This window comes from Bacillus sp. BS3(2021) (assembly GCF_021043345.1).
GTDB lineage: Bacteria > Bacillota > Bacilli > Bacillales > Bacillaceae > Bacillus > Bacillus paralicheniformis.
The window spans coordinates 85,669-108,380 of sequence record NZ_JAJNDM010000005.1; the positions used below are offsets into that span (position 1 = coordinate 85,669).

22 protein-coding genes, 1 pseudogene and 1 riboswitch are annotated in these 22,712 nt (G+C 48.4%); of the genes and pseudogenes, 11 read left to right on the plus strand and 12 right to left on the minus strand.

From position 1 onward, the window contains the following. Nucleotides 1–20: 20 nt before the first annotated feature. The 6 genes from LQ247_RS12515 to LQ247_RS12540 all read right to left on the minus strand — a co-directional run bounded on the left by LQ247_RS12515 (nt 21) and on the right by LQ247_RS12540 (nt 5,738). Nucleotides 21–1,178 carry an acetylornithine transaminase gene (locus tag LQ247_RS12515; RefSeq protein ID WP_231006123.1) on the minus strand — a complete coding sequence of 386 codons (1,158 nt, stop codon included), beginning with the start codon at nt 1,176–1,178 and terminating at the stop codon, nt 21–23. Then, complete coding sequence (gene argB, locus LQ247_RS12520) at nt 1,175–1,951, minus strand: acetylglutamate kinase (RefSeq protein ID WP_020450920.1); 777 nt, start codon at nt 1,949–1,951, stop codon at nt 1,175–1,177. The genes LQ247_RS12515 and argB overlap by 4 nt, the downstream gene beginning before the upstream one ends. Before the next feature lie 13 nt (nt 1,952–1,964). Next, complete coding sequence (gene argJ / locus LQ247_RS12525; RefSeq protein WP_023856641.1) at nt 1,965–3,185, minus strand: bifunctional ornithine acetyltransferase/N-acetylglutamate synthase; 1,221 nt, start codon at nt 3,183–3,185, stop codon at nt 1,965–1,967. Between the two features lie 19 nt (nt 3,186–3,204). Next, nucleotides 3,205–4,242 (minus strand): N-acetyl-gamma-glutamyl-phosphate reductase, encoded by a 1,038-nt coding sequence (gene argC / locus LQ247_RS12530; RefSeq protein WP_023856640.1) that lies wholly within the window; start codon nt 4,240–4,242, stop codon nt 3,205–3,207. Between the two features lie 357 nt (nt 4,243–4,599). After that, a complete protein-coding gene (locus LQ247_RS12535) occupies nt 4,600–4,908 on the minus strand; it encodes a metal-sulfur cluster assembly factor (protein WP_003180552.1) in 309 nt (102 codons plus the stop codon). Between the two features lie 62 nt (nt 4,909–4,970). Continuing rightward, complete coding sequence (locus LQ247_RS12540) at nt 4,971–5,738, minus strand: prolyl oligopeptidase family serine peptidase (protein ID WP_035338977.1); 768 nt, start codon at nt 5,736–5,738, stop codon at nt 4,971–4,973. Between the two features lie 122 nt (nt 5,739–5,860). Between LQ247_RS12540 and LQ247_RS12545 the strand changes: the two genes are divergently transcribed. From LQ247_RS12545 to guaC, 4 genes are all read left to right on the plus strand, one after another. Continuing rightward, nucleotides 5,861–6,673 (plus strand): Cof-type HAD-IIB family hydrolase, encoded by an 813-nt coding sequence (locus tag LQ247_RS12545; RefSeq protein WP_020450916.1) that lies wholly within the window; start codon nt 5,861–5,863, stop codon nt 6,671–6,673. 98 nt (nt 6,674–6,771) lie between these two features. Further along, entirely contained in the window at nt 6,772–6,912 is a 141-nt protein-coding gene (locus tag LQ247_RS12550; protein ID WP_003180548.1) for a hypothetical protein, read from the plus strand. A 1-nt stretch (nt 6,913) separates the two neighbouring features. Further along, nucleotides 6,914–7,102 (plus strand): DUF3813 domain-containing protein, encoded by a 189-nt coding sequence (locus LQ247_RS12555; protein ID WP_020450915.1) that lies wholly within the window; start codon nt 6,914–6,916, stop codon nt 7,100–7,102. Between the two features lie 176 nt (nt 7,103–7,278). After that, nucleotides 7,279–8,259, plus strand: coding sequence for a GMP reductase (gene guaC / locus LQ247_RS12560; RefSeq protein WP_020450914.1), 981 nt, complete (start codon nt 7,279–7,281; stop codon nt 8,257–8,259). Nucleotides 8,260–8,346: 87 nt separating this feature from the next. Here guaC and LQ247_RS12565 read toward each other — a convergent pair whose 3' ends face one another. After that, entirely contained in the window at nt 8,347–8,799 is a 453-nt protein-coding gene (locus LQ247_RS12565) for a BsuPI-related putative proteinase inhibitor (RefSeq protein ID WP_020450913.1), read from the minus strand. Between the two features lie 15 nt (nt 8,800–8,814). Continuing rightward, the gene (locus tag LQ247_RS12570) at nt 8,815–9,657 is read right to left on the minus strand and encodes a YitT family protein (RefSeq protein WP_020450912.1); all 843 of its coding nucleotides are present in this window, start codon (nt 9,655–9,657) and stop codon (nt 8,815–8,817) included. 163 nt (nt 9,658–9,820) lie between these two features. Between LQ247_RS12570 and LQ247_RS12575 the strand changes: the two genes are divergently transcribed. Beyond that, the gene (locus LQ247_RS12575; RefSeq protein WP_020450911.1) at nt 9,821–10,681 is read left to right on the plus strand and encodes a DegV family protein; all 861 of its coding nucleotides are present in this window, start codon (nt 9,821–9,823) and stop codon (nt 10,679–10,681) included. A 41-nt stretch (nt 10,682–10,722) separates the two neighbouring features. Here LQ247_RS12575 and LQ247_RS12580 read toward each other — a convergent pair whose 3' ends face one another. Then, nucleotides 10,723–10,929, minus strand: coding sequence for a spore germination protein (locus LQ247_RS12580; protein WP_020450910.1), 207 nt, complete (start codon nt 10,927–10,929; stop codon nt 10,723–10,725). Nucleotides 10,930–11,084: 155 nt separating this feature from the next. On the opposite strand from LQ247_RS12580, the gene LQ247_RS12585 reads away from it, so the two are divergent. Beyond that, a complete protein-coding gene (locus LQ247_RS12585; RefSeq protein ID WP_023856637.1) occupies nt 11,085–11,207 on the plus strand; it encodes a DUF3941 domain-containing protein in 123 nt (40 codons plus the stop codon). Between the two features lie 37 nt (nt 11,208–11,244). Here LQ247_RS12585 and LQ247_RS12590 read toward each other — a convergent pair. Further along, a pseudogene (locus LQ247_RS12590) lies at nt 11,245–12,113 on the minus strand (CvfB family protein). A 140-nt stretch (nt 12,114–12,253) separates the two neighbouring features. Here LQ247_RS12590 and LQ247_RS12595 point away from each other — a divergent pair. The 3 genes from LQ247_RS12595 (at nt 12,254) to metH (ending at nt 18,252) form a co-directional block, all read left to right on the plus strand. Continuing rightward, nucleotides 12,254–12,745: a YajQ family cyclic di-GMP-binding protein gene (locus LQ247_RS12595; RefSeq protein WP_003180528.1), complete on the plus strand. Its 492-nt coding sequence runs from the start codon at nt 12,254–12,256 to the stop codon at nt 12,743–12,745. Nucleotides 12,746–12,822: 77 nt separating this feature from the next. Further along, nucleotides 12,823–12,934: riboswitch (SAM riboswitch) on the plus strand. A gap of 79 nt (nt 12,935–13,013) precedes the next feature. Further along, on the plus strand, nt 13,014–14,843 hold the full coding sequence (locus tag LQ247_RS12600; protein ID WP_231006124.1) for a bifunctional homocysteine S-methyltransferase/methylenetetrahydrofolate reductase: 1,830 nt from the start codon (nt 13,014–13,016) through the stop codon (nt 14,841–14,843). Then, nucleotides 14,836–18,252, plus strand: coding sequence for a methionine synthase (gene metH / locus LQ247_RS12605; protein ID WP_231006125.1), 3,417 nt, complete (start codon nt 14,836–14,838; stop codon nt 18,250–18,252). The genes LQ247_RS12600 and metH overlap by 8 nt, the downstream gene beginning before the upstream one ends. A gap of 73 nt (nt 18,253–18,325) precedes the next feature. On the opposite strand, the gene LQ247_RS12610 is transcribed toward metH, so the two are convergent. Then, entirely contained in the window at nt 18,326–19,288 is a 963-nt protein-coding gene (locus LQ247_RS12610) for a helix-turn-helix transcriptional regulator (RefSeq protein ID WP_195201954.1), read from the minus strand. Between the two features lie 112 nt (nt 19,289–19,400). On the opposite strand from LQ247_RS12610, the gene LQ247_RS12615 reads away from it, so the two are divergent. Then, complete coding sequence (locus LQ247_RS12615) at nt 19,401–20,234, plus strand: dehydrogenase/reductase SDR family member 1 (RefSeq protein WP_025811665.1); 834 nt, start codon at nt 19,401–19,403, stop codon at nt 20,232–20,234. A gap of 173 nt (nt 20,235–20,407) precedes the next feature. Continuing rightward, on the plus strand, nt 20,408–20,848 hold the full coding sequence (locus LQ247_RS12620) for a GNAT family N-acetyltransferase (protein ID WP_023856633.1): 441 nt from the start codon (nt 20,408–20,410) through the stop codon (nt 20,846–20,848). A gap of 42 nt (nt 20,849–20,890) precedes the next feature. On the opposite strand, the gene LQ247_RS12625 is transcribed toward LQ247_RS12620, so the two are convergent. Continuing rightward, nucleotides 20,891–22,705 carry an IucA/IucC family protein gene (locus LQ247_RS12625; protein WP_195201953.1) on the minus strand — a complete coding sequence of 605 codons (1,815 nt, stop codon included), beginning with the start codon at nt 22,703–22,705 and terminating at the stop codon, nt 20,891–20,893. Between the last annotated feature and the right edge of the window lie 7 nt (nt 22,706–22,712).

Genomic DNA, 22,712 nt, shown 5'->3' on the forward strand with positions numbered 1-22,712 from the left:
ACTTACATATCAAAAAAAAATTACTGTTTTACAGCTGAATAATCTGCCATGACAGCTTTCAGTTTTTCCACGGCCGCTTTGATTTCACTTTTCGCAACCGTCAATGGCGGCAGAAGTCTGATGACGTTCGGACCCGCGGGAAGAACGAGCAAACCTTCCTTTTGAAGCGCTTCGATCAGCGGCTGTACAGGTTCCTTGCACTCGATTCCGGCGATCAGCCCTTTCCCGCGGATATCTTTTACAAGCGGAAATTGAAGCTTTTCTTTCAGCTGTTGATGCAAAAATGCTCCTTTGGCGCTCACTTCTTCAAGAAAGCTGCTTTCAAAAATGGTCTCCAACGTGGCGTTTGCCGCAGCCATCGCCAGCATGTTCCCTCCGAATGTCGAGCCGTGGGAACCCGGAGAGAACGCTTCTGAAAGCTCTTTTTTCCCGATCACGGCTCCGACCGGAAAACCGCTGCCCAGTCCTTTCGCGACGGTGATGATATCAGGTGACAGCCCTTCGTATTCATATCCGAAAGCTTTACCGGTGCGTCCAATTCCGGTTTGAACTTCGTCGACGATAAGGAGAGCCTGCTTATCGCGGCAAAAATCTTGAACGCTCTGCAGAAATTCCCTGCTCGCAGGGATGACGCCGCCTTCGCCTTGAATCGGCTCGAGCATCACTGCCGCGATATCTTTTTCATCCTGCAATTCGGCAAATGCTTTCGGCTCGTTGTAAGGTAAGTAGTGGAATCCTTCAAGCATCGGTCCGAATCCGAGCTTGATCTTTTCCTGTCCGGTTGCGGCCATTCCCGCATACGTGCGTCCGTGGAACGATTGCTGAAACGTTATGATTTTTGTTTTTTGCGTATGTTTTCGTGCGAGCTTCACCGCCCCTTCATTCGCTTCCGCCCCGCTGTTGCAAAAGAAGACGAGATCGCCTGCACTGTTTTTGGCAAGAAGCTGTGCAACCTTTTCTTGAAGCTCATTTTGAAACAGATTGGAAACATGCCAGACATCATCAAGCTGTTTTTTGACAGCAGCTGTCACTGAATCGGGGCAATGCCCGAGATTGCAGACCGCGATTCCCTGGACGAAATCAAGATAAGCGTTCCCCTTCTCATCCTGAACGATCGTGCCTTTCGCTTTTTTAATATTGATATTCCAGCGGCTGTACGTCTGAAATAAATGACTCACGATACGGCCTCCTTTTGTTTAATGATTTTCGTGCCGATGAAATCGTCTTTCGTGAGGAAAGATCCTTTTCCGCTCACGATCATCACTTCATCCACTTCATCTGTGAGGGCTTCTTTTGCAGAATGCACTTTTGGTATCATGCCTCCCGAGATCACGCCTTCAGCAATCAGGCTTTCGATGTCTGCCGGCGTCAGCTCTTTCAGCATTTCTTCGTTTTTCATAATCCCTTTAACGTCTGTCACAAACATTAATTTGTCAGCGTGCAAGGCTGCCGCAACAGCCGACGCCGCCAAATCGGCGTTCACATTCAAAGTCTCACAGCCATCCGTCATCGAGAGGGGGGCGATAACCGGAATAAAGCCTTTTTCCATGAGCGCTTCGGCCATTCGGCCGTTTACTTTTTTAATGCGCCCGACCTGACCGTATTCTTTTTCATTTAAATAGTCGGCAAGGAGCAGTCCCCCGTCTTTTCCTGATACTCCGACAGCCGGAAGGCCGTGCTTTGTCAGCTCGGCAACGAAAAATTTGTTGATCGAACCGGATAAGACCATTTCAGCGACTTCAAGAACCGCTTTTGTCGTCTTGCGCTGTCCGTTGACGAATTCGCTTCGAATATTGAGTTTCTTCAGCATCTTTGTAATATCGGGCCCGCCCCCGTGGACGAGTGCGATTTTCCAGCCGCTTTCGGTCAGCTCTTTCAGATTTTGAAAAAATTCGTCCGATAGTTCGCGGATGACGCTTCCGCCGCATTTAAAAACGATTGTTTTATCCATTGTGATCCCCTTTTTACGTCCGATAGCTCGCATTGATTTTGACGTATTCATAAGTTAAATCGCAGCCCCAAGCCGTACCCTTTCCGTCACCTTCCTGCAAGCGAACCTCGATTTTCACTTCGCTGTTTTCTAAATATGTTTTGGCCAGCTCTTCTGAAAACGGCTGCGGTTCGTTATTTTTAAAAAGGCATTGGCCGCCCAGGTAGATTTCTACCTTCTCCGGTGTCACAGCAGCCATGCTGTCTCCGATCGCGACAATGATTCTGCCCCAGTTCGCATCCGTTCCGTAAACCGCGGTTTTTACAAGGTTTGAGCCGACGATTTTTTTGGCGATGATTTGCGCTTCAAGATTGCTTTTCGCACCGTTCACTTCAACCTCGATCAGCTTTGTCGCCCCTTCCCCGTCTCTCGCGATTTGTTTGGCGAGGTCTGTGCAGGCAAGCTGCAGGCCTTTTTTGAAAACCGGCCAATCTTCGTGTTCTTCATGGAGGCGCTCATTTCCGGCGCATCCGTTCGCCATGACGAGCACCATATCGTTAGTCGATGTGTCGCCGTCGACTGTGATCTGGTTGAATGAAACGTCCGTAATTTCCCTTAATGCCCTTTGCAGCGCGCTTTCTTCGATGCATGCATCTGTTGTGACAAAGCCGAGCATCGTCGCCATATTCGGGTGGATCATCCCCGACCCTTTGGCTGCTCCGCCAATCGTCACTCTTTGACCGCCGATCATCAGTTCATAGCACGTTTGTTTGATCACCGTGTCTGTCGTTAAGATCGCTTCTTCGAAATCGCCTTCGGCAGGCTCAGTCTCGGCGAGAAGGCTGATGCCTTTTGTAATGCTCTCCATATTGAGGTATTCGCCGATGACGCCGGTTGAGGACACGGCCACCAGTTCCGGCTCGATCCCAAGCATATCAGCGCTTTGGCGGCGCATCTCATATGCATCTTTTAAGCCCTGCTCTCCCGTACATGCGTTGGCATTTGCGCTGTTGACGATGACGGCTTGCAGATGCGCGCTTTTTTTGAGACTTTCCTGCGTCACCTTGATCGGCGCAGCCTGAAAGTGGCTTTGCGTATAAACGGCGGCGCTCACCGCCGGTCTTGAGCTGATGATAATTCCAAGATCCTTTTTTGAATAGCGGAGGCCGCAGTGAACCCCTTTTGCCAAATAGCCTTTAGGCGAAGCGACATTTCCGTCTGTTTTTTTTATGCTGTCTTGACTCACCTGAATCATATGTTTGTTCTCTCCCGTCTTATGGATAAATTGGCGTAAATTCAAGCCCGGCGGTTTCGCTCCAGCCATTCATAATGTTGAAGTTTTGAACAGCCTGACCCGCGGCTCCCTTCATCAAGTTATCGATCACTGACACAATTGTCACTCTGTTCGTCCGTTCATCAACGGTAACGCCGATATCGCAAAAATTGCTGCCGTACACCTCTTTAGTTGCAGGGAACGAACCGGGTTCTCTCACTCTGACAAAGTATGAATCTTTATAAAATTTCGAAAAAATAAGTTGGAGCTGTTCGGCATCCATGCTGTCTTTCAGTTCTGTGTAGATGGTCGCCATAATGCCCCTTGTCATCGGAACTAAATGCGTGCTGAATGTGATCGGTTTAAATGCGGAGTCCCATTGTTTAACAATCTGCTCGATTTCAGGCGTATGCTGGTGTTCGTTTACCTTATATATTTTGAAATTGTCATTGATCTCTGAAAAGTGAGTGCCCATCGACGCCTTTCTGCCTGCTCCCGATACCCCTGTTTTCGCATCGATGATGACAAAAGATTCGTTGATGCTGCCGCTTTTGACGAGCGGCGCCAAGCCGAGAAGAACCGCTGTCGGGAAACAACCTGGATTGGCTATGTACTGCGCCGTTTTAATGTCTTCCCGATTCAGCTCAGACAGTCCGTATACCGCTTTTTGAAGCACGTGTTCAGGCGCGGCTTCCCTTTTATACCATTTTTCATAGACGCTCGGGTTCTGCAGCCTGAGATCGCCGGACAGGTCAATGATCGGTATGTCATATGCATCAAACTGTGGCGTCAGCCGGCTGGATACCCCCGGAGGCGCAGCCATAAATAAAAAATCGATTTCGTTCGCAATTTTCTTTACTTCGATCGGTTGCAGGTGTTGATCTGTCAGTTTCATAAGGTGCGGGTATGCGGCATCATAGCGGGCTCCCTCATCACTCGATGAATACAATATGCATTCATCTGCATAAGGGTGCAACTTCATAATCCTCATAATCTCTGCCCCTCCATAGCCAGTAGCACCTATAATACCTATTTTCAAAACAAGTTCACCTTCTTGGTCTTTGTGAAATTATTTAACATTATAACATGAATAAAAATTAATTCAATTGTATATTTAATATTTTTTGTTCATCTTTCATATTGGTTCTTTCCTCCCGCCGGCGGTCCTTTTTCAGCGGCTTGGTCGTGCTCCGTTCCCATCTTCCCGGATTCTCCGCTTTTCAAACCGGAGAATGTGCCGGCTGGCGTTTTTGCAATAAAAAAAGAACGCTTGTACAAGCGTTCTTTTTATAACGGGAGTAGCGATCTGCCTGGATACGCCCGCGTTATCTATTACGGCGGCTCCCTTTTCAAAACAGAAAGAGCCTGTCAACGGTTGAGCAGGCTCTGGAAACGTTTATTGGATGCCAAGTGCGATTTTCGCATATCGCGACATTTTGTCCCGTGTCCAAGGCGGATTCCAGACGATATGAACGTCAACTTCCTTGACTTCGGGAATATCTGCGAGCGCTTTTTTGACTTCATCCACAATGATCGGCGCCAGCGGACAGCCCATTGAAGTCAAAGTCATAGTCACGTCAGTTTTGCCGTTTTCATCCATATCCACGTCATATACAAGGCCGAGATTGACGATATCGACGCCCAGTTCAGGGTCAACGACCTGTTCAAGGGCGCCCATGATGTTCTCTTTTAATGCTTCATCCACTCTTCCTCACTCCTTTTTTCATCAGTATAACGCACTTCTTTCATTTTCTAAACCGATAGCACTTAAAGGTGCGCATCAAACCATTCGACTGTTTTCAAAAGGCCTTCCCTTGATACTTTATGCCCAGCCCGCTCATCTTCGATAAAATGCAGCAAATCAGGCCGAGTTTCATACAGCGGAATCGTCGATTCATAGAAGCGGCGCGCCAAAGCAAACGGAACGGTGCCATCCTGTTTGCCGTGCCAAAATAAAAGCGGCCTCATCTTCAATTTGTCCGGCTGCAGACTCAAGTCAAAACGCTTCAGTTTATCGCGCTGCTGTTCGATTTGTCCTTCTGTGAAAGGAAGTTCAATTTTCTTTTCACGCATAAAAGCGAGCTGTTGATCAAAAAATTCTACATAGGCGGGACTGCCCATTAAACTGACGGCAGTTGTAATCCATTCGTATTGTGTCAAAGCGCCGAGCGTGACAATACCGCCCATCGAAGTTCCGGCGGCGCCGATACGGCCCTTTTCAATCAGGTTTTCCTGTTCAAAGTGGTTTTTCAGCACTTCGAGCTCTTTGATTTCATTCGTGACGATCTCCCAAAACCTCGGGGCGAGCTCTTCCTGAGTGAGCTGTTCTTCCCTCTCCCCGTGATAAAGAGCCTCAGGCAGGACCACGCGCATTCCTTTTTCGGCAAGCAGATATGCGAAGTGAAGGTTATGCTCTTTTGCGCTTGTAAAACCATGTATGAAGAAAACAAGAGGAAGAGCTTTCTCTTTTTCCTCCTCTTTTACAATATGCAAAAGAGGAATGTTTGAAATATGTTGCTTCTCGATTATGATCACGTCTGTTTCTTCCTCCTTTTAGGATGTCCATCATCATAAGTTTAACATGTAGACAATAAAGAAGGTAAAAAGATACACTATAGGTAAGTCAGAACTTTCAAATTCACAACAAAGGAGCATTTATGGAGACAAAACCATATTTAATTGCATTGGACTTAGACGGTACATTATTAAAAGACGACAAGACCATCTCGGAAAGCTCCAGCGACGTCATCCGCAAGCTGCGGGAAGATGGACATTACGTGTGCATTTCTACGGGAAGACCGTTCCGAGCAAGCTCCGTGTATTATGATCAGCTCCAGCTCGATACGCCGATCGTCAATTTCAACGGGGCGTTTGTCCATCATCCTAAAGATCAAAGCTGGGGACGCTTCCATACATCTCTTGATCTCGAGGTGGTCAAACAGATCATTGAAGTCAGCGAGACATACAACGTACATAATATCCTTGCTGAAATTGTCGATGATGTTTATTTTCATTATCATGACGAAAAACTGATTGATGTCTTTACGATGGGCAGCCCGAATATTACGGTCGGAGATTTAAGGACAAACCTCGGCCAGGATGTGACAAGCGTACTGATCCACGCAAAAGAAGAGGATGTTCCGGCGATCCGCTCCTACCTGTCAGACGTTCACGCGGAGATGGTCGATCATCGAAGATGGGCGGCTCCGTGGCATGTGATCGAACTGATTAAAAGCGGCATCAATAAAGCGGTCGGCTTAGAGAAAATCACGGACTATTACGGGATACCGCCTGAGCGGGTCATTGCCTTCGGCGATGAAGACAACGACCTTGAAATGCTTGAGTTCGCGGGCTGCGGCGTGGCGATGGGCAACGGCATCGAAGGGGTAAAAAGCGTTGCAAACAAGGTTACAAAATCAAACGAAGAAGACGGAATCGCAGTCTTTTTGAAGGACTACTTCGCTTTATAATATTATAATTTGCCATTCATAAACGGCTTTTCAAAACGGCAATACTATGAGAAGACGGCCGCACCGGACCGTCACTCGTGTTAAGGGGGAATTTCAAGATGGGTAAACGCAGCAAATCAAAACGGTTTATTCAGCAAGGCAAGGATTCGCTTAAACAGCATGCCGCCAGGTTCCCTTACCGCTCCACATTAGAAGAGGCTGAACAAAAGAGCGGCCCGACGGAATGCGGAGGGCTGTAACATGAGAAACGAACTGTTTCAAATGGCCAAAGCAGCCGTTCATGAAGCTGAAGCTTCGACGGATTCAGGCGAAAAGGCGAAAGCCGTTGCAAGAGCCAAAAACGCCCTTTCCTCGGCATACGCCAATTCAACTGATGCCGAACGGCGCCAGCTTCACGATCTTCAGGAGCAGCTAGATCAACGATCATAACAACACGCCGGCTTTTTGACAGCCGGAGAGGAGTCTGTGCCATCGGCACGGCTCCTTTTTTATGTTCAAATTTCAAAACATAAAAATTTGACATCGGAAGCAAAAGGAAGTACATTATAAAAGGCGAACATTTTATATAACAAACAAATAAATATTCGTTTTTGGGGGTTTTTATATTGGAAAACGTGTTTGATTATGAAGATATTCAACTAATTCCTGCAAAGTGCATCGTCAAGAGCCGCTCTGAATGTGATCCGTCCGTGCAGTTCGGCGGAAGAACATTTAAACTGCCTGTGGTGCCCGCCAATATGCAGACCATTATAGATGAAAAGCTGGCTGTTTCATTAGCGGAAAACGGTTACTTTTATGTGATGCACCGCTTTGAGCCGGAAACACGGATCGATTTTGTAAAAGACATGAAGGCGCGCGGTTTGTTTTCTTCAATCAGCGTCGGAGTCAAAGATGACGAATACGCGTTTATCGAAGAGCTGGTGAAAGAGAATCTCACGCCTGATTACATCACGATCGATATCGCTCACGGTCACTCGAACGCCGTCATCAATATGATTCAGCACATTAAAAAACATCTTCCGGACAGCTTCGTGATCGCAGGAAATGTCGGAACGCCCGAAGCTGTGAGAGAACTTGAAAACGCCGGCGCCGACGCTACAAAAGTCGGCATCGGTCCCGGAAAAGTCTGCATTACAAAAATTAAAACCGGTTTTGGAACGGGCGGCTGGCAGCTGGCTGCGCTGCGCTGGTGTGCAAAAGCGGCGAGCAAGCCGATCATTGCAGACGGCGGCATCCGCACTCACGGGGACATCGCCAAATCGGTCAGATTCGGGGCGACAATGGTCATGATCGGTTCGCTGTTTGCCGGACACGAAGAATCGCCGGGGGCAACGATCGAAAAAGACGGCAAGCTTTACAAAGAATATTTCGGTTCGGCTTCTGAGTACCAAAAAGGTGAAAAGAAAAATGTCGAAGGCAAAAAAATGTACGTGGAGCATAAAGGCGCGATCATGGATACGCTGACAGAAATGGAACAGGATCTGCAGTCATCCATTTCTTACGCGGGAGGAAACAAGCTCGATGCGATCCGCAACGTAGACTACGTTATCGTTAAAAATTCTATTTTCAATGGGGATCAATATTAACGGTCACAGGCGTGTTCAGGCAGCCGCCTTCCCTTCTGCCTGACAGCATACAAAAAGGCATCCTTCCCGGGATGCCTTTTTTGACGGCTATTTCACTTCAAACGATTTGCCGGCCCTCAAAGTTGCAAACTGTTCCGATCTTCCCAAAAATGTCACGTTTACTTCATATGTGCCGGGTTCAGGCACCTCTTTCCATACATCAGTAAAATCGTAAGACTCTTTCGGTTTGAGCGTCATCGTCTGGAACGCCTGCGTAAACATTTTTCCTTTCGAATAGCGGTACCTTTCATTCCCTTCTTTGTCGCTGACGATCAGTTCAAATTTCTGTCCGCTGCTGAATTCAAACTCTGCCACATCATCCGTATGGTTGACAACCGACATCCGAAATTCGATTTCTCCCTGCTTCTGAACGGGTTCAACCGTTAATGTTACACTCCCGTTATTCACTTCCCCTGATACCTCCTTATCGGGGACTTGATCCCCGTTTTGCCCGCATCCACCGACAAACAGCAACATTACAATCATGGAAATCAGCCGCATTCATTCACCCTTTCATTAATCTTTGCGGAAAAACCCTAAAACCTGCGTTGTCTGCACGACGTTTGTGAAAGCATTTGGATCCACTTCATTAATGATTTTTTCCAAGTCGTATAATTCGTATCTTGTAATCACAATGATCATCATTTCTTTCTGTTCATTCGTAAAGGCGCCTTTCGCCGGAACGGTTGTAATGCCGCGGACCATCTTTCCGTAAATCGCTTCTTTGATCTCCTCCGCTTTCTTTGTGACAATCATAACGGTGAGCTTGGCGTGACGGGTGTGGATGGCATCGATCACCCTGGTTGTCACATATAGTGTAACGAGCGTATATAATGCTTTCTCCCACCCGTTCAATAATCCTGCTGTTAAAATGATCGCACCGTTTAAAATAAAGAAATAGGTGCCGACCGGTTTGTCTTTCCACTTCGCCAGGATCATCGCGATAATATCCAAACCGCCCGTTGAAGCCCCGTATTTAAGGGTCAGGCCGATTCCGACCGCGGCGATCACCCCGCCGAACACGGCGTTCAGCAAAATATCGTTTGACAGGCTCGCCTCAGGGAGCATTCCTAAAAAGACCGTCGTCAAGGCTACGCTCAAAATGCTGTAAACCGTAAATGAGCGCCCGACCTTCAGCCAGCCCAGAATCCCGACGGGAATGTTTAAAATAAACAATAGCGTCCCCGTTGAAAAGTAAATCGGGCTGTACTGGTCAAGCGCACTCGATAAAAGCTGCGCCACCCCCGTAAAGCCGCTGGCGTAAACATCGGCGGGAATCAGAAACAGATTCAATCCGATGGCATTTAACAAGGCGCCGATGATGACAATGAACAATTTTTTTGCTTCAGCTATGACCATATTTAGTTCCTCCGCTACTTTCGTATATATTTGGTTTACCCTTAAAACAATATTTTGAAAACGTCAATGTAAAAATATATGATATAGTTGACCTAAAAAACGAAATATACCGAAGGACAGTTTGGCGTCCTTTTCCACCATTTTTTAGAAAGAAGGGGTTCAAATGAACGTTCACCTTTTAGCAGACAGTGCGGCAGATTTGCCGAAATCTTTTTATGATGAACATCACATCTCATTTATTCCGTTAAAGGTGCTGCTTGATGAAAAAGAGTACGATGACCTTCTGACGATTCAGCCTCTGGACGTTTATGAGGCGATGCGCGAAGGCAAAGCGCCGAAAACGTCCCAGCCGTCCATGATGCGGTTCAAGAATGCATTCAGGGAGCTGGCCGGCGAAAACAAACCCGCTCTCTATATTGCCTTTTCTTCAGAGCTTTCCGGAACATACCAGACGGCTGTGATGGCAGCAAACGAAGTCAAGGAAGAGTTCCCTGATTTCGATCTGCGGATCATCGACTCAAAATGCGCTTCATTAGGCTATGGGCTCGCGGTTAAGCACGCCCTTAAACTCGCAACTAACGGCAATACAATACAAGAAATTGAATCGTCTGTAAAGGACTTTTGCGAACATCTTGAACATATTTTTACCGTAGATGACCTGACTTATTTGGCAAGAGGCGGAAGAATCAGCAAAGCATCGGCTTTTGTCGGCGGTTTGCTGAATATTAAACCGCTCCTGCATGTTGAAGACGGCAAGCTTGTCCCCTTGGAAAAAATCCGGGGCAAAAAAAAGCTGCTCAAACGGATGATCGAATTGATGAAAGAAAGAAGCGTCGATTTGAGCGGACAGACGGTCGGCATCAGCCACGGAGATGACGAAGAGACGGCCGAAGAGGTCAAACGGATGATCGAAGCCGAATTTCAGCCTGGGGAAATCGTCGTCAACATGGTCGGTTCAGCGGTCGGCGCCCATTCCGGCCCCGGAACATTGGCGGTCTTTTTTCCGGGGAAAGACAAAAGATAAGGTAAAACAGAGGCCTGCTTGATAAAAGCAGGCCTTCTTCGTCAGCTGTCTTCGGTGACTGTTCCTTCAGCGGCGGCCGGTGTAAGCGCTCCATCAAGAAAACCGGCAGCCGCTGTCGCGACATCAGGACCTCCAGACCCCTCGACCACTTTTTCCATTGTGATCGGACAAATTTTGAACGCACCGCCAAAATTGACGACTCCTCCTGCCGAAACACTTTGAATGTAAACTGAGCAGCAATGTTTCATACCAAGTCTCCTTTTTTTGGGTCTTATGATATGTGTATGCTGGCGGTACAAGGAGGCATAAACTTCCCGGCAAAAAACATCGCGGTTGGGAGAGTACATAGTTTCGCCGGCAGTGTGCAAGCTAAAAGCGACATTTTGACAGGAGGTGCTTCCTCATGAAAGATGATGATAAAAAGCCAGTTGACAACAACGCCGTCAACCAGCAGAAAAACCGGCTCGCTGAAAAGAACAGACAAGCCGGTAAACACCAGGAATCAAAGAAGCCTGATCACTTGTAAAAAACCGGCGGCGTCCTCATCGGACGCCGCCTCATATTTATTTTTTCTCGTATGTCCAGCCCTCTTCCTGATAGATTTTATCCTGTTTCATCAGATGGCCGAGCGCCCTTTTAAATGCTGCTTTGCTCATGTTGAAGCGCTCTTTGATATCCTCAGGGTCGCTTTTATCCCAGAACGGCATCGCGCCGTTTCTCGTTCTCATATAAGTCAAAATTTGTTCTGCATCAACCGATAAGGCATCCTGCTTTCTTGGCAGAAGCGACAGATTAACAGAACCGTCTTCTTTTACTTTGATCACCCTTGCGGTCAGCTTTTCCCCAAGCCTCGGCTCTTCCTTTCGCTCAGAAGAATGGATAAAGCCTCTGATGCCGGTTTCGGAAATCATAAAAGAGCCTGATGCGATCAAGCGGTAGATCGTTCCGGTGAGCTCTTTATTCATCAGACCGGGTGAAGCTTCACTAAACAGCTCGCTGATCTTATCCTCCGGCGCCGGTTTGGCAAACATCCTTCCGTGCCCCGTGATTTTCAGCATACAGTACAGCCTGTCCCCTTTTTGCGGCCATACTGATTCATACGGCGGGAGATGCTCTGTCGCAACGAGGGCGTCCTTCGAGAGCCCGACATCGACGAAAACCCCCATGCCGCTGACGGCATCAACGACTTCCACCCAGCCGTACTGTTCAGCGCTGATCATCGGCTTTCTCATCGTAGCCGCCAAGCGATCTTCATGATCGACATATAAAAAGACATCGACCTCTTCTCTGTCTTCAATATCCTCCGTGATCTCGCTCTGATGCAGAAGGACCGCCGTTTCGCCGTCCGTCAAAAAGTAACCGTAATCGGCTTTATGATCTATTTTCAATGTTAGCTGCTGTCCTGGTTTCATACTGTTTCTTCCTTTCTTATCCGCCTGTTTTTCTTTTTCTTATTATTCCTCCAATGTTAAAATTATTGCCGGATCGCGGCCAGGCAAACCGCTCGATATTGGAAGTTTCACCTTATTCTACTATAATTGACTCATAAGTAAAATGGATGGAGGTTTTCACATGGCGAAAGAAAGCTCATTTGATATCGTCTCAAAGGTTGAACTGCCTGAAGTTCAAAACGCAATTCAGACCGCTCTCAAGGAAATCGGCACACGCTATGATTTCAAAGGGTCAAAAAGCAGCATCACACTCGAAGGAGACGAGCTCGTTCTCGTATCGGACGACGAATTTAAAATGAACCAGCTGAAAGACGTGCTTGTCGGCAAACTGATCAAGCGGAACGTCCCGACGAAAAACATCGAATACTCAAAGCTTGAGAACGCTTCAGGCGGCACGGTCAGACAGCGCGGAAAACTAGTTCAGGGCATCGACAAAGAAAACGCGAAAAAAATCAATAACCTGATAAAAAAATCGGGTCTGAAAGTTAAATCGCAAGTGCAGGATGATCAAGTCCGCGTAACCGGAAAAAATAAAGACGACCTTCAGCAAATCATCGCGATGGTGAGGGAAGCCGACCTGCCGATTGATGTCCAATTTATAAATTTTCGATAAATTCTTAATTTACTGTTGATTATTCTCCCGATTTTCGGTAAATTGAGTAAAAGTAATCAATAGAAACTAAATAGCTGTTCTTATCAAGAGAGGCAGAGGGACTGGCCCGATGAAGCCTCAGCAACCGGTGAATGAATATTCATGACCAAGGTGCTAAATCCAGCAAGCAGTCTGCTTGGAAGATAAGAAGACGGACAAATGTCGATGAAAAGTCTTCTGCTTCACAGAAGACTTTTTTGTTTATCAAAAATGCTTAAGGGGGAAAACGATGGGTTTTTTGGAGGATATAAAAAGCAAAACGTTAATCGCGGACGGCGCAATGGGCACACTTCTGTATTCCTACGGGATCGACAGGTGTTTTGAGGAACTGAACATCTCCAAGCCCGAAGAAGTGAGACGCGTCCACGAAGCATATGTACAGGCCGGCGCCGATATCATTCAAACGAACACGTACGGCGCAAACTTCATCAAGCTGTCCAGATACGGGCTCGAAGACGAAACAAAACAAATCAACGAAAAAGCGGTCCGTCTCGCCCGCTCCGCCGCCGGTTCTGCTTATGTTCTCGGTACGCTCGGCGGAATCCGGACGTTCAACAAAAACTCGTATTCTCTCGAGGACATTAAAAGAAGCTTCCGCGAACAGCTCTATCTTCTGTTAAATGAGCAGCCGGACGGACTTCTGCTCGAAACCTATTATGATTTAGAAGAAGCGCGCGAAGTTTTAAAGATTGCCAGAAAGGAAACAGAGCTGCCGATCATTTTGAATGTCTCAATGCACGAAGAGGGCGTTCTTCAGGACGGAACCCCGCTTGCGGACGGCCTGAAGCAGCTGGCATCCCTCGGCGCAGACGTCGTTGGCATCAACTGCCGCCTCGGCCCTTATCATATGATCAGAGCCCTTGAAGAAGTCCCGCTTTTAGAAGACGCCTATCTTTCCGTCTATCCGAACAGCAGCCTCCCGTCCCTTGTCGAAGGCAGGCTTGTTTATGAGACAGATGATGAATATTTCAGGGAAAGCGCGGAGGAATTCCGCAATCAAGGCGCACGGATCATCGGCGGCTGCTGCGGAACCACGCCGAACCACATCAGGGCGATGGCTGAGGCGGTCAAAGGGCTTCCTCCAGTCACCGAAAAGCACGTGAAAATCAGAAAGAAAGCGGCGCTTGCTGTTCAAAACGAAAGGACAGAGCCCGTTCTCGACGATCTGGCCAAGCAAAAACGGTCCATTATCGTCGAACTCGATCCTCCAAAACAATTAAACTTTGAGAAATTTTTGCACGCCGCTAAAGAGCTTCAATCAGCCGGAATCGATGCACTGACATTGGCGGACAACTCGCTTGCCACACCGAGGATCAGCAATGTCGCCTGCGGCGCGCTCTTAAAACAGCGCCTCGATATGAGGTCGCTGATCCATATTACATGCAGAGACCGCAACCTGATCGGCCTGCAGTCCCATCTAATGGGGCTCGATACACTGGGGCTGTCAGACGTGCTGGCAATTACCGGCGATCCGTCGAAAATCGGCGACTTTCCGGGAGCGACTTCCGTCTATGACCTGACATCGTTCGATTTGATCAGCCTGATCAAACAGTTTAACGAAGGCTTGTCATATTCAGGTAAACCGCTCGGCAAGAAAACAAATTTCTCAGTGGCGGCCGCCTTCAATCCGAATGTCAGACACATTGACAAAGCGGTGAAACGGCTTGAGAAAAAAATCGCCTGCGGCGCAGACTATTTCATTTCCCAGCCTGTCTATTCAGAGGAGCAGCTCATCAAAATCCACGAAGAAACAAAGCATCTTGAAACACCGATCTATATCGGCGTCATGCCGCTGACCAGCAGCCGCAACGCGGAATTCATCCACAACGAAATCCCCGGCATCAAACTGTCCGATTCAATCCGCGAAAAGATGGCGCTGGCGGGAAATGACAAACAAAAACAGGCCGAGGAAGGGCTCGCGGTCGCCCGCTCCCTGCTTGATGCGGCGTGCGACCTGTTCAACGGCATTTATCTGATCACACCGTTTTTGCGGTCTGATTTAACCGCCGAACTGACGGCATATATCCACCAGAAAGAAAAGGAGAAAACAAATGTCTAACATCAATGACCAGCTGAAGAAAAAAATCCTCGTCCTTGACGGTGCGATGGGAACGATGATCCAGAATGCCGGTTTGTCCGCCGCTGACTTCGGCGGCGAGGCCTATGAAGGGTGCAATGAATTTCTAAGCATCACGGCACCTCATATCATTCAGGGCATCCACGAAGCCTATCTGGCCGCTAAAGCCGATATCATCGAAACCAATACATTCGGAGCCACACGGCTCGTTCTGGACGAGTACGACCTCGGGCAGCGCGCCTATGAAGTCAACCTCGCTTCAGTCAAACTCGCCAAAGCGGCCGCCGAAAAGTTTTCCACACCTGAATGGCCAAGGTTTGTCGCCGGCGCGATGGGTCCGACGACAAAAACCCTTTCCGTCACCGGCGGCACGACCTTTGACGAGCTGATCGATAATTACGAGGAACAGGCAAGAGCGCTGATCACAGGGGGAGCCGACCTCTTGCTGCTCGAAACGAGCCAGGATATGCTGAACGTTAAAGCGGGCTTTATCGGCATCAGGCAAGCCTTCGAAAAAACCGGCAAAACCCTTCCCCTCATGGTATCAGGCACGATCGAACCGATGGGCACGACACTGGCCGGCCAGGATATCGAATCGTTCTATATCTCACTCGAGCATATGAAGCCGGTCAGCGTCGGTTTAAATTGCGCGACGGGCCCGGAATTTATGACAGATCACATCAGAACCCTTTCTTCCCTTGCGAGGACGGCCGTCAGCTGCTATCCGAATGCCGGCCTCCCCGATGAGGAGGGACAATACCATGAATCACCGCAATCGCTCGCGAAAAAAATCAAGGCGTTTGCAGAAGAAGGCTGGCTGAACATTGTCGGCGGCTGCTGCGGAACGACGCCCGCCCATATTGAAGCGCTGGCCGATGAAGTAGCCTCGCTGCCGCCGCGGACGGTCCCTTCGGAAAAAAAGCCGCACACCGTCTCAGGGATCGACGGACTAATTTATGAAGAAACGATGCGTCCCCTTTTTGTCGGGGAGCGGACAAATGTCATCGGATCGAGAAAATTCAAGCGGCTGATCGCCGAACAGAAATTTGAGGAAGCATCCGAAATCGCGAGAGCCCAAGTGAAAAACGGCGCCCATGTCATCGACATCTGCCTTGCAGACCCGGACCGCGATGAAGCGGAAGATATGGAAGGCTTCTTAAAAGAAGCGATGAAAAAAGTAAAAGCCCCGTTTGTCATCGACTCGACGGACAAAACGGTGATTGAAAAGGCGCTGAAATACTCACAGGGAAAAGCGATCATCAATTCAATCAACCTTGAAGACGGCGAAGAACGGTTCGCTGACATCCTTCCGCTCGTCAAACAGTTCGGAGGGGCACTCGTCGTCGGCACGATCGATGAAGAGGGAATGGCGGTCACCGCGGAAAAGAAGCTGGCCGTCGCCGTCAGGTCGCATCAGCTGCTCACCGAAAAGTACGGAATACCGGCCAGCGATATCATCTTCGATCCGCTCGTCTTCCCTGTCGGAACAGGTGATGAACAATACATCGGCTCAGCTAAAGAAACGATCGAAGGCATCCGCCTCATCAAAGAGCGGCTCCCTGAATGTTTAACGATTCTCGGCGTCAGCAACGTCTCATTCGGTCTTCCGCCCGTCGGCCGGGAAATCTTAAATGCTGTATTCTTGTACCACGCAACACAGGCCGGGCTTGATTACGCGATCGTCAACACGGAAAAGCTTGAGCGGTTCGCTTCCATTCCTAAAGAAGAAGTCGAAATGGCTGAAAAACTTCTGTTTCACACTGATGACAAAACGCTCGCATCCTTCACTGACTTCTACCGCGGAAAGAAAAAAACGGACAAACAGCCGAAAACATCTCTTTCCCTGGAAGAGCGCTTGGCTGAGTACGTCATCGAGGGTACAAAAGAAGGCTTGATTCCCGATCTCGAACAAGCGTTGAAAAAATTTGCCGCCCCGCTCGACGTGATCAACGGTCCGCTTATGGACGGCATGGCGGAGGTCGGACGGCTGTTTAACAACAATGAGCTGATTGTCGCTGAAGTGCTGCAGTCGGCAGAAGTCATGAAAGCTGCCGTTTCCTTTCTCGAACAGTATATGGAAAAGAAAGACGACAGCGGCAAAGGAAAGATCGTTTTGGCAACCGTTAAAGGCGATGTCCATGATATCGGCAAAAACTTAGTCGACATCATTTTAAGCAACAACGGCTACAAGGTTGTCGATCTTGGGATTAAAGTGACACCGCAGGAATTAATTGAAGCGGTCCGCAAAGAGAATCCCGATATCATCGGTCTGTCCGGCCTGCTCGTCAAATCGGCGCAGCAAATGGTCGTTACAGCGCAGGACCTCGACAAAGCGGATATTTCCATCCCGATTATGGTCGGCGGAGCCGCGCTTTCAAGAAAGTTCACGAACATGAAAATTTCGCCTGAATATAAAGGGCCGGTTTTATACGCGAAGGACGCCATGGACGGCTTATCGCTCGCCAATCAGCTGCGGACGGACCCGTCGCAGTTTCTCGAGAAAAAAGAAGCCGCTGCACCCGCCGCCGTCGCGGAGAAAAAGCAGACGAAAGCTGTGATTGAAATGCTTGAAAAACGGGCGCACGTTCCGCAGGCGCCGGTCTTTCAGCCGGAAGACTTGAAGCGGCACTATTTGAAAAATATCGACCTTTCCTATATCGTGCCGTATGTCAATGAACAAATGCTGCTCGGCCATCACCTCGGCTTGAAAGGAAAAGTCAAAAAACTCCTGGCTGAACAGCATCCGAAAGCACTGGAGCTGAAAGAGCTGATTGACGAGTTGCTGAGAGACGGGAAAGAGCACGGCTGGTTCGACCCCGCCGTCGTCTATCAATTTTTCCCCGCGTACAGCGACGGGGATTCGCTCCATATTTTAGACCCCGGGAACAAAGACAGCATCCTTGAAACGTTTGTTTTTCCTAGGCAGGAAAAGCTTCCGTACCGCTGTATTTCCGATTATGTCCGACCGAAAGGAGAGCTTGATTATGTCTCGTTCTTTGCCGTGACAGCGGGCAGACATGTAAGAGCAGCCGCCAACCGCTTTAAGGAGGAAGGCGACTACTTGAAAAGTCATGCGGTACAAGCGCTTGCTCTTGAGCTGGCCGAAGGACTCGCCGAACGGACGCACCAAGTTATCCGCGACCGCTGGGGCTTCCCTGATGCACCAGACTTCACGATGGAACAGCGTTTTCAGGCGAAATACCAGGGACAGCGCTACTCCTTCGGATATCCGGCCTGTCCGAATCTCGAAGATCAGGAAAAACTCTTCAGACTCATCCAGCCCGAAGGAATCGGCGTTCATTTAACAGACGGCTTTATGATGGAGCCCGAAGCTTCCGTATCAGCGATCGTTGTCTCCCATCCGGAAGCCAGATATTTCAATGTTCATTAACCCGAAGACCCTGCTTGCCGTTTGCGGCCTGCAGGGTTCATTTTGTATGTTCGTAACATATGCCGCGAATACTTCAGGATTTATAATGAGCAACAATGGATTCAGCCATGTTGAGTATCTTCCCGTGCAGTTCTTTAGGTTCAATAATCCTTATGTGCTCTGCGAACCCGAGTATATACCTTTTCGCTTCTTCTTCCGTATCAAAAGATAATGTAACGGGGATCCACCCCTCCTGATCGACCTCATTTGTTTCGATGATCCGCACAAAATAATTGGTAAACGACAGCCTCGGCAAGATGTCCTGCGCCGCCTTCACCCGCACTTCATACGTCGGCAGCCTTTCGATAAATTCCTTTGTTGAAGACTGCCATACGTGAGCAATATCAAAGTTTTCGGGCCTTTCAAATGTTTCGCGGACAGGAGTGGCAGAATGAATCCGTGAAGCCCTGTAATTTCGAATCTCCCCATTTTCTTTAGATGCAATCAGATACCAGTTTGACCCTTTAGCTACCAGTCCAAGCGGTGCTACAATTCGATCAGCTGTTTGTCCATCTGCCCGCTGATAAACGATTTTTAATTTTTGATCTTTCCATATGGCATCTTTCAGCACTTCAAAGGATGCTGCTTTTTCTTTCTTATGGCGCCATGCACGGGTATCAATATATATTCGGTTCCACACGTCTTTTGCGTTTTGACGATATACCGAAGGCAGCGAGGCTATCAGTTTATTTCGGGCTTCTTCGGATATGCGGGTTAATCCGAGATCGTCCAGCAATTGTTCAGAAAGCGGGACAAATAATGCGCGTATTTCAGATTCTTTTAAACCGGTTAAAGTGGTTTGGTAATCATCAAGCAATGACCAGCCTCCGTTAATCCCGCGCTCGGCCATAACGGGAATTCCAGCTCCGCTTAACGCTTCCATATCTCTGTAAATCGTCCGCTCCGAGACTTCCAGCCTTTCCGCTAATTCTTTCGCCGTCATTTGTCCCTGCGCCTGAAGCATTAAAAGAATAGATATCAGTCGATCTCCTCTCATATGACCACCTTTTTTTATCAATGGATGAACTTATTTAATAAAATATGACAATGGTTGTCAAGATTCAGCTTTTATAATGAGCATATCTTTTATAATGAAAGGAATGGGATGAATGAAACCGCTGAAAGGAAAAATCGCTCTCGTAACAGGTGGCAGCAGAGGCGCCGGCCGCGCCATCGCTGTCGAACTTGGAAAAGCCGGTGCAACCGTGTATATGACAGGCCGCAGCATCAGGGGGGCTTCCACGAATCAATGGCCCGGTACAATTGATGACACCGTGTCACAAATTGAAGCTTCCGGCGGAAAGGGTATTGCTGTAAGATGTGATCATACGAACGATTCAGAAACAGAGGCTGTCATCGCTAAAATTCGCGAAGAACAAGGAAAACTGGATATCTTGATCAACAATGTATGGGGTGCGCACGATCTGGGTGTCGAGGCAAAGCCTTTTTGGGAATTGTCATTAAAAAATTGGGATACGATGTTCACCGCAGGGGTGCGCGCCCAGCTGGCGACGAACCACTTCGCCGTGCCGCTCCTTCGCGAAAATAAACAAGCTCTTATCATTCATACGACCTTTTGGGATGAGAACAAATACACCGGACAGTTTTATTACGATTTGGCCAAGAACGCCATCGTCCGCATGGCGTACGGTCTTTCATTGGAATTAAAACGGGACAACATTGCCGTTCTTGCCGTTTCGCCGGGATTTATGAGAACCGAACTTGTGCTGAAGTACCATGAATCAGATGAGGCGGATTGGCAGGAGTCAGAAGATTTAAGGAAAACCGAAACGCCTTATTATGTCGGACGCGGAATCACAGCATTGGCCAAAGATCCGGATGTGATGGAGAAAAGCGGACGTGCGTTAAGAGTTGGTGATTTAGCCAAAGAATATCAGTTTACAGATGTGGACGGACGGTATATTCCACCATTTACGATATAGGGATTAGGGATCGCCTCTCGGGGGAAATGATTCTTTAAAGGCAGATCAGGTGAAGGTGTTTATCCTGCTTTGATCGTTTCCGCCAACGTTATATAATGGAATGACAGTCATGATTTCAACAGCACGCGGAATTTCGTTCGCCCAATCTGAACTGCAACTGAAGGAGGAATCATATGATTGAAGTCAAACCTATAAACGCGGAAGATACGTATGAGATCAGGCACCGCATTCTCCGGCCGAATCAGCCGCTGGAAGCATGCAAGTATGAAACCGATTTGCTCGGGGGCACGTTTCACCTCGGCGGATATTATCGGGACAGGCTGATCAGCATCGCCTCCTTTCATAAAGCCGAACATTCAGAGCTTGAAGGCCAAAAACAGTATCAGCTGAGAGGGATGGCGACACTTGAAGGGTACCGCGAGCAAAAAGCGGGCAGTACGCTTATCCGCCATGCCGAAGAGCTTCTTCGGAAAAAAGGCGCAGACCTTTTATGGTGCAACGCCAGGACATCTGTGAGCGGGTACTATAAAAAGCTCGGCTTCAGCGAACAAGGCGGGGTCTACGATATACCGCCGATCGGACCTCATATTTTGATGTATAAGAAATTGACATAAAAAACCCCCGCCGGAAGCGGGGCATTCTCTGCCGCATGAGCATTAAAGCTTTGCGGCCTCTTTTTTAAATTGCGCAAGCGCGTTTGTCACTTTTCCGAATTCGGAGGCATGCGGGCGGTCATCTCCGTCCTTATAGCCGTAGTCGACCATCCGGTTTCTGTTGAGGCAGAGCTTCGTCAATTCCGGCTTGAATAAGTCGAACAATTCGAAGCGCTCATGCAGTTCAGGGAATCTCTGCTGATATTCCAAAATCGCATCAGCCAAAGCTTTCCACAGGCGCTTTTCAGGAAGCAGACCGTCATTTTCCAAAATGTTGGCCACATAGCGCAAATGGCAAATGAAAAGCCCTGTAAAGATAAACTGCACAAGCCCTTCCGGAGGCTCGCTTCTGAGAACGACTTTTAAATCTTCTGTCAAACCGCTCAGTTCAGGCAGCGGCTGGTCGCTGATATTGACGTCATCTACAAAATCTTTAATCGCCAGCCTGTTCGGCTGATAATCTTTTAAGACGAGAATCGTATTTTGTCCGTGCGGCGAAAATACGGTTCCGTAGCGGTACATGAAATGCAGAAGCGGCGGCATCACGGTGTTAAACAGCTTTCCGATCCACTCCTCCGCTGACAGCTCCGACTTTTCGATCAGACGCCTGATAAACGGCACGCCGCCTTGATCAATGTATGTTAAAGAAGCGAGCGTAACAGGCTGCTCTCCATCTTCCAAATACGTATAAATGCTTTCTCTGAAAATAGCGCCGAGCATTTCCAAATATTGATACGGGGCTTTTTCAAGAGCATGATAGTATTGGTGATCAACGTTCAGACTGGCATTTTCGCCCGGCAGGATCACCCTGCATTCATCTTTTAGAAATGCGTCGTTTTCGGCGATCCCTTTAATATGCTCAGTAATTCTCGGCGCGATCACCGTCCGCTCCGACGGCAGTCCTCTGTATACAAGCGTATTTAAAATGCTCATCGGCAGTTTAATATGATGCTTGTGTTTGTTTGTGATGTTTGTAAAGGTCCTGATCGACTGCTGCGGCAGGTACTCGTCTCCGCCTTCCCCTAAAGGAATGATCGCTTTTGAAGCAATTTCTTCCGGAAACTGCTGAATGATCGTATTTGTCCACTGCCATTTGTGGACGGGCAGATAATAATAGTCTTCACTGGCTGCGTCCTGCTTTTCTATCACTTTAGCGAACTGCCTTAAAGTCAGCTCATCAAGCTCTTTATGAATCAGCGTTTCATAATCGCGTCCTTCAACTGAGTGGAATGACGCGGTCTCTTTGTGTACAGCGATCCACAGCAGCCGTTCGGCTCTCTGATTTTCCGGTGCAAACCGGAGGTAGTCATCATAGCCAAAACCGATTCTTCCTTTGTTGTAGACGATCCACGGATGGCCTGTCATCTCGCCTTCAATGACGGCATAATCGGCTTCGGTCAGCTCGTCAGCCGTAAGCGCATCCTTTGCCAAAAGATGAGCATCCGCCAGCATCGTATGGTTGAACTCTTTGATCAAATGCCCCGCTGTTTCCGGACTCATCGGGATATGCGGCTGGATATCGAGGAGAAATTCAATCGCGCTCACTTGTTTTGTCCATTGTCCGCTCTTGAAGACTTCAATCGTCTCCGGCATCGCGTCAAAACTGTCAAACATGCGGGGTTTGGCGGCAAACCGGTACACCTTATCCTCCGCCGTTCTCAGCTCATACCGGTTGATGCCGTCTTCAGTTTCAATGAAATCGGGCTTGATGATATCCTCATACATATACTCAGAAAGCATCTTCGCCAGTAATCGCCGATTGACTTCTGTCCACCTGTCCGGATTGAGGACCCTCTTTAATTCATCTTGAAACAACATGAAAATG